Raw genomic sequence first — 7,271 nt, 5'->3', positions numbered from 1 at the left:
CTCGTGCTTCACGGCCCGCCCCCCGCCCTTCCCCTGCGCCCGCCGCTGGTGGGGCGCGAGGCAGCCTGGGAGCGGATGGAGGCGGCATGGGACGCCGGGCAGATCGTGCTGCTCACGGGCGAGCCCGGGGTGGGAAAGACCCGGCTTATGCGCGAATTCACCGCGGCCAAGGGGGCCTTCGAGGCCAACGAGGGGCGCCCCACCGACCCCGGCGTGCCCTTCGCCACCCTCAGCCGCTCGGTGCGGGAGCTGTCGCGGCGTGACCCCAGCCTGCGCCCGCAGCCGTGGGTGCGGCGTGAGCTGGCACGGCTGGTGCCTGAGCTTGACGACGAGCCCCCGCCCCCCCTGCGCTCCCCCGAGGAACGGCTGCGGCTCTACGACGCCTTCGCGGAGTTCATGGACCAGGCCACGCGCGACCGGGTGGCCCTGCTCAGCGACGACCTGCAGTTCTTCGACGCGGCCAGCCTGGAGATGGGGCTCTACGCAGCCCAGCGCTTCCGCGAGCGCGGCGACGGGCGGCGGGTACTGGCCGCCTTCCGCCGGGGGGAGCTGCGCCCGGAGGTGCGGGCGCTGGTCGAACAGACGGTGGGCCAGGGCCAGGGCGTGCTGATCGAGCTCGAGCCGTTGGCCGAGCCCCAACTGCTCGAGCTCGTGCGGCGGATGTCGGGCTCGGGGGAGGGGCGGCTGTTCTCACGCCGGCTGTACAAGGCCACCGCGGGCAACCCCTTCTTCGTGCTCGAGACCCTCAAGACCCTCTTCGAGTCGGGGCTGTTGAGCGTCAACGCGCAGGGCGGCTGGGAGACCCCCTACGACGAGGAGACCACCGATTACCGCGAGCTGCCCATCCCCGCCTCGGTGCGCGAGGCGGTGCTGCGCCGGGTGGACAACCTCGGCGGGGCCGTCCGGCGGCTGCTCGAGGCCGCCAGCCTGGCGGGCGACGGCTTCCGCCCGGAGACTTTGCAGGGGGCCACCGCCCTCACCGAGTGGGAGGGGCTGGAGGCGCTGGAGCGGGCGGCGGAGGCGCGCATCCTGGAGGCCATGCCCACGGGGGGCTACCGCTTCACCCACGACCTCTTCGCGCAGTCGCTCGCCGACGCGCTCTCCCCCGAGCGCCGGCGGCTGCTCCACCTCAAGCTGGCAGCAAGCCTCGAGCGCCTGGCGGGGCCGCCGGCCCGCGTCGCCGAGCACCTCGAGCAGGCCGGGAAGCCCGCGGAGGCCGTCCGCTGGCGCCTCGAGGCCGCCCGGGCCGCCGAGGCGGTCTACGCCTACCCCGAGGCCCTGGGGCACTACGAGAAAGCCCTGGCGAACGGGCTTTCCGGGCGGGAGGCCGTCGAGGTCCGGCTGCGGAGGGCGTACATCCTGGCGAACACCCACCAGTACGAGCAGCACCAGCGCGAGCTCGAGGCCGCGGCGGCCACGGCAGCCCTGCTGGGCGACCCCGAGCTCGAGGCGCAGGTCCTCATCCGGCAGGGCTCGGCCCTGCACAACACCGGGCAGTTCCACGCCGCCATCGAGGTCGTCGGGCGGGGGCTGGGCCTGCCCGCCATCTCCGGCACGGCCCGGGCCCGGCTGCTGGGCATCGGCGGGGCTGCCCACCTCTTCGCCGGGGAGCTCGAGCTCGCCGAGCAGCGCCTGAGCGAGGGGCTCGAGTACGCCCGGGACGACCCCCTGGCCCGCTCCTCGCTGCACTCCAACCTCTGCCGGGTGGCGATGCAGCGGGGGGACCTCGACGCCGCCGAGCACCACAACCGGCAGACCGTCCGCCTCGCCGCCGAGGCCGGCCACGAGGGGATGCAGATCACCGCCCTGACCACCGCCGCCCACCTCGCCGTCGCCCGCGGCGACACCGGCCGGGCGGTCGAGCAGCTCGAACGGGCCGTGGCGACGGCCCGCCGGGTCAACCACACCCACATGCTGGTCTACAGCCTGCACGAGCTGGCCAAGCGCTACGTGGAGCAGGGCGAGCTCGAGGCCGCCCGCGCGGCCCTGGAGGAGGGCCAGGCCCTCACCGACCCCACCGCCGCGGTGTTCGTCGCCGAGTACCACGACGCCCTGGGCAACGTTCACCGCTGGCAGGGCCGCCTGGGCGCCGCGCTGGAGCACTACCGCCGGGCGCTGGAGCTGGTCGAGGGGGTGGGGGAGTGGCCCAACCGCCGCCGCATCCGGCTGCAGATCGCGCAGTTTTACGTGTGGCTGGGCGCCCCGGCGCAGGCCCGCGGGCTGCTGGAGTGGCTCGAGCAGCGCTCCAGCCCGGCCGAGCCCGACGCCGAGCTCGAGGCCACCCTGGCCTGGTGCGACCTGGCCGAGGGGCGGCTCGAGGCCGCACAGCGGCGGCGGGCCCGCCTGGAGGCCGCGCTTGAGCACCCCGAAGCCTTCGTGCAGGCCCTGGCGAGCTACGCCCTGGCCCGCCTCGAGCTCGCCTGCGGGGCCCCCGCGGCCGCCCTGGCCCGCGCCGCCGCGCCCCGCGAGGGCGGGGTGTGGGCCGCGGGCCTGCAGGCGCTGGCCCTGCGGGCGGCTCAGGCGCTGGGGCAGCCCGTGGAGCCCCTCGCCGCCGCGGCGGAGGGCTTCCTGGCCTCCAAAAAGGCCTACCCCCTGGAGTCGCTCGAGCTGCGCCGCGCCCTGGCCGACGCCTACGCCGCCCTCCGGCAAGCCGAGAAGGCCCGCAGCCTCCGCCAGGAGGCCGCCGCGACCGTGGGCGGGCTGGCCGGCAGCCTTTCGGCCTACCCCGAGCTCGAGGGGGCTTTCCTCGCGCACAACGGCGGCCCGGGCCGGTAGGCCGTCCTCCCGCACCTCCCGAACGCGCCCGCCGGGACCGGCGGGCGCTCGCGGGAACCGCCATGGGATCAGGCGGCGGGATCTCCCCGGGCGTGCGGGGGCGATCAGGGCGCGGTAAGGGTGAAGGTCACGCCGGGGGCCTGGCTGAAGCTGTAGAAGCGGCCGCTGAGCCCCACCCCCGTGATGTTGTTGCTGACGGTGAAGTCGTTCCTGCCGGCGGGGGCGAAAGCCCCGCTGAACGCCCACAAGGAGCCGGTGTAGTCGCCGGGCTTGAGCGGGGCGCCCTCGGCGGCCCCGAGGGCGTTGGAGTGCGGCTGGAACTCGCGGGCCGGGCCGACGTAGTAGTCGAAGTCGTAGTCCTCGGGCTCGGTCGCGCCGTTGGAGACAACGGCGTAGTAGACGGGCGAGTACCCGCTCACGCCGCTCGCCGGGTCGCTCCAGCGGGCCGTGAAGCCCTGCGCGGGCCGGGTGGAGCCGTCGAGCCCGCCTTCCCAGGCCACGTTGCCCACCGCCACCAGCGAGCCGCTGCCCTCCACGCTGCCGTTGCCGTCGGCGTCGATGCTGAGGGTGTAGCGACGGCCGGGCGTGAGGCTCAGGCCGCCCTCGAGGTAGTAGCTGCCGCCCCCGAGGCCGGTGAGCACCGCCGAACGGCCCTCGCCGTCGAGGAGGGTGACCCTGGCCCCGTCGACCGGCTCGCTCTCCTCGATCTCCCCGTCCTCGCCGGGGATCCCCTGCCCGATCTGCACGAAGGCCTGCCCGCTGCTCGCCAGCAGCCAGGCTTCGACGTCGTACACGGCCGCGCCCACCGGCCCCAGGCGGATGACGAAGGGGTTCTCGGGGCTTCCGGGGTGGCCCGACTGCGGGCCGACGGGGGCGCTCGAGGCGGTGACGCTGGCGCAGTCCTTCTCCACCAGGCCCGGCAGCACCACGCCGAGGTCGTCGGTGACGAAGTAGCCGATGTCGATGACCTTGGCGGTCCTGGGCAGCTCCGGTATTCGCCCGTCGGAGTTGGTGGACACCTTGTAGGCGTACATCTTGGGGTTGGGGCTGCCCTCGGCGATCCACACGCTCGCCACCCCTTCGGCGTTGGTGGTGCCGTTGACCCCGGGGGTCACCACGACGGTGGCCCCCTCGAGGGGCTTGCCGCCGGCATCGACGACCTGAACCGCCCCGTTGCGGCACTTCTGCCCCTCGGGCGCCCCGCCGTACCAGGAGAAGTGGCGGATGCTCGCCCGCAGCACCGGGGTGCTGCCGTCGACGCTCGAGAGCTCGACCGTGCCCTCTACGAAGTCCTCCCACTGCCCGGTCTCGGGGTTGTAAGCGTAGCAATGGATCTTGGCGCCGATGGGGTAGGCCCCGCGGAGCTCAGGCGGGATCGGCAGCTCGACGATGGCCGAGGCGCCGGGCTTGAGGTTGATGCGCCGGCCGGCCGAGTCGAGGATGCTGAACTCGGCGAAGGTGACCGGGATGAGCGGGTTCGAACCGGCCCGAAGTTGGCCGGGGAGGGCCTGCCCTTCCTTGGTCGGGTCGAGCGGGGTGATGACCACCCGCAGATTGGCGTCGGCGGTGGCGAGGCTGCCGGCGGCGAAGATCACGGCGTAAGGCCCGGCCTCGGTCATCTGGTAGAGGGTCTGGCCGGTGGCCGGGTCATAGGGCTGGGCGCTGCCCTCCTTCTTCAGCGCCACCAGGGTGCTGGCCTCCTGGGCCCCGGTGCGGGCGGTGGCGTAGCCGGGCGCGTAGCCGTCTTTGTGGAAGCTGAGCTTGACCGTGCCCTCGGCCAGGCCGCCGAGGCTGAACTGCCCCGAGGCGTCGGTGGTGGTCTTGGCGGCGGTGCCCACCCCCTCCACGCTGACCCCGGCGAGCTTGGCACCGCTGCCGATGTCGGTCACGAAACCGCTCACGGTGCCGCTGCCGCCCGGGTTGGGCTTGCCGCCGCCGCAAGCCGCCAGGAGGAGCCCGGCGCATAATGCCAGCCAAATTCTCGTGTTCATACCGCTTCCTTTCCGCCCTAAGGCTTAGGGACTACCACGACGTCGAAGGAGAGCCCGTCGATCGGGATCGCCCGGGTCACCCGCTTTTCCGCGAGGTCGAAGACCAGCAGATGACCCTTGGTGCCGCTCGAGACGATGTAGACGTGCCGCCGGTCGGGCGCCAGCGCCGCGTGGGTGGGGTTGACGTACCTCTCGCCGCCTAGCTCCAGGTCCAGGCTCTCGACCTTCCCGCTGTCCAGCCCGACGAGTGAGACCGAGTTGGAGTAGTAGCCGAGCGACAGCAAGCGCCCCTGCGGGAGGAGCAGCATCCCCAGGGGGCCTGGGCTGACGGTGTAGGTGCTCCGCCCGCCGGTTGCCCCGAAGGCCGTGAGGGTGTTGGTCTCGAAGTTGGAGACCAGCATGCGGCCCCGTTCGGGGTCGGGCAGGAGCATGGCCGGGTCGCTGCCGGTCGGCTCTTCGGACCGCGCCTGGAGGGTCTGAGCTTCCAGGCGGCGAAGCACCGACGGGGTCGTGGCGGGCTGGGTGGGCCGCAGGGTCACGTAGAAGCTATCGCCCAGCCGGGCCACGTCCACCGCCTCGTGGGCCTCGCCGGCGGGCGGCAGCGGCACGGTGCGCTCCAGGGCCCCGCTCGAGCGCTCGAGCACCGCCAGGCTGCCGGCGCGGATCTGGCTGACGACCAGCCTCGCGCCGTCCGCGGACAGCGCGACCCCGAAGGGCCGCGTCCCCACGATGGCCGGCTTGGCCGGGCCCCCGCCGTGGCAGTCGAAACAGGTGGTGTGCCCGGAGGCGTTCTGCTCCTGGTGTGCCGCGATCACGCTCCCGTCGTCCCGCCGCTCGGGAACCGGGGCGGTGAGGAAGGTGCGGCGGAGCGCCAGGCCCGGCACGTCGATCTCGGCCACCGCTTGCGAGCCCACCAGCACCGCGTAGACCGTGCGGCCGTCGGGGGCCAGCAGCAGGCGGTGGGGCAGCATCCCCACGGTGATCCGCTTCACCACCCGCCCCTCCGAAGGGTCCACCACCGCCACGCTCCGGGAGCCGGCCTGGCTCACCCACACCCAGTGGGGGGCGTTCGGCGGCGCGGCGGTGCAGGCCGCCAGGGCCAGGGCCAGCAGCCCCAGCACGCCCCTCGCGAGGCTCGAGCCGCCCGGTGGGCTCGAGCGTGACGTGGGGGTAGGTACGGTCGCGCCCAGAATGGGGTGCGGCGCGGGTGAGGCACGCAACGAGGCTATCCACGGTCGTCTCATGGTCCTCCTGCTTGGGGCGTGAATCGGGGGCTCAACACCCCTCCCTGCCGGCTCGCCCCTCCGAAGCTGGGCGGAGCAAAGAGGCATCGGCGACGACGCGTCCGCGGCCCCTGAACGGAGCGCCCGGGTTGTCTGGCGCGCGATGCCTAAACCTTACCCGAACCGGCGTTAGCCTGGCGTTACTCGGCTGGCTCACCGAGCCGAGCGGCGTCTACGAAAGGAAAACTCACCAAGGGCGTCCCCCTGGTATCCGGCCTCTATGGCCCTGGTCACGCCCGCTTCCCCGAGCTACCCCTATAGAATCTTGGCCGCCCGCATGATCTCAGGAATCAGGATGTTCTCGTCGTAGGTTTTACCGTCGTGGTTCTTGCGGTATTCCGCCAGCCCCTTAAAGTAGTCCCAGTTGGCGTAGTAGAGGAAATCCTCCACCCCGTCACGGACGTGCTCGAGCATCCAGGGGTGGTCCTCCTCGGGGATCTCGGGGTAGGTCCTGAGGACCTGCAGGCACAGCCGATCGACGAGCTCGCCGCTCACCTGCTCGCGGCGGTCCGCAGCCTTGAAGATCTCGGCCAGGGTCTCACCCTTGACGCCGTGGTATTTGCGTTGGGATTCTCTGGAAGCTTCCTTCACGCCTAGCGCCTCCCTTTAATCCTACGACTCAGTTCGGACACCCAAGCCTCATCAAATGAGTCCGTCTGAGCTACAAACTGCAAAGCCCCTCCCTTGCCCGCCGTGGGATAGGCCGAGGTGGTGAACTCGTAGTTGGCGACCTTCGGGTTGTTGCCTGTAGGTCTGGGAACTTCCACTGTATCCAACCTCAGGGCCTTCTTCGGGATCTTGATGACCACCTCGGGCAGCCCGTCGGTGAAGCCGCACCAGCGGCCCTCCAACTGCGACGTGTAGACCGCTTCTTCGCACGGTAGTTAGGACAGACTTTTTCAATCCTCCTTGCACACGTTTCGAGCCTTCTTGCACACTGCGCCCCACCTCGAATGAGTGTTCGAACTCTAGCCTTAGCGGCTGGTCGGGCAACTTGACTTTGTTATCCAACCACTCGACTATCTTATCTGCATGACTGCGTATGTTCTCTAGAACAGCCCTTGTTGCCGTGGCTTTATTCGGGAACGTCGAAGCAGCTTCAACTCCTTCACGAATAGCCCGTTGGATCAGCTTCGTGGAGGCCGAGGCGGGCGCGGCGCTGCGGGGGGCGGCGAGGGGGCGCAGGGATAGCCCGCCCCCGGGGGACCACGCCGCCCGGGGC

At 71.8% G+C, this 7,271-nt stretch carries 5 protein-coding genes and 1 pseudogene; 1 reads left to right on the top strand and 5 read right to left on the bottom strand.

Going from position 1 to position 7,271, the window contains the following annotated elements; all coding sequences use genetic code 11:
- Positions 1 to 2,775 (top strand): ATP-binding protein (locus Mterra_RS23495; RefSeq protein WP_147372906.1); only part of this gene is annotated, 2,775 nt, incomplete at its 5' end.
- A gap of 104 nt (positions 2,776 to 2,879) precedes the next feature.
- Here Mterra_RS23495 and Mterra_RS17195 read toward each other — a convergent pair.
- From Mterra_RS17195 to Mterra_RS23695, 5 genes and pseudogenes are all read right to left on the bottom strand, one after another.
- On the bottom strand, positions 2,880 to 4,766 hold the full coding sequence (locus Mterra_RS17195) for a carboxypeptidase regulatory-like domain-containing protein (RefSeq protein WP_119316271.1): 1,887 nt from the start codon (positions 4,764 to 4,766) through the stop codon (positions 2,880 to 2,882).
- A 17-nt stretch (positions 4,767 to 4,783) separates the two neighbouring features.
- Positions 4,784 to 5,887: a YncE family protein gene (locus Mterra_RS17190; RefSeq protein ID WP_119316270.1), complete on the bottom strand. Its 1,104-nt coding sequence runs from the start codon at positions 5,885 to 5,887 to the stop codon at positions 4,784 to 4,786.
- A gap of 417 nt (positions 5,888 to 6,304) precedes the next feature.
- The gene (locus Mterra_RS17185; protein WP_119316269.1) at positions 6,305 to 6,640 is read right to left on the bottom strand and encodes a hypothetical protein; all 336 of its coding nucleotides are present in this window, start codon (positions 6,638 to 6,640) and stop codon (positions 6,305 to 6,307) included.
- Positions 6,641 to 6,642: 2 nt separating this feature from the next.
- On the bottom strand, positions 6,643 to 6,900 hold the full coding sequence (locus Mterra_RS23240; RefSeq protein WP_119316268.1) for a hypothetical protein: 258 nt from the start codon (positions 6,898 to 6,900) through the stop codon (positions 6,643 to 6,645).
- A gap of 52 nt (positions 6,901 to 6,952) precedes the next feature.
- Positions 6,953 to 7,177, bottom strand: a pseudogene (locus Mterra_RS23695) (RNase A-like domain-containing protein); the annotation flags it as partial.
- Between the last annotated feature and the right edge of the window lie 94 nt (positions 7,178 to 7,271).

The sequence above is a fragment of the Calidithermus terrae genome (assembly GCF_003574345.1).
GTDB classification, from domain to species: Bacteria; Deinococcota; Deinococci; order Deinococcales; family Thermaceae; genus Calidithermus; species Calidithermus chliarophilus.
The sequence above is the reverse complement of the archived record's forward strand: the minus strand, read 5'-3'. Positions and strand labels throughout refer to the sequence as shown.

Excerpts from the sequence above, each read along its gene's own strand:
- Mterra_RS17195 (WP_119316271.1), bottom strand. The coding sequence starts at position 4,766 with ATGAACACGAGAATTTGGCTGGCATTATGCGCCGGGCTCCTCCTGGCG.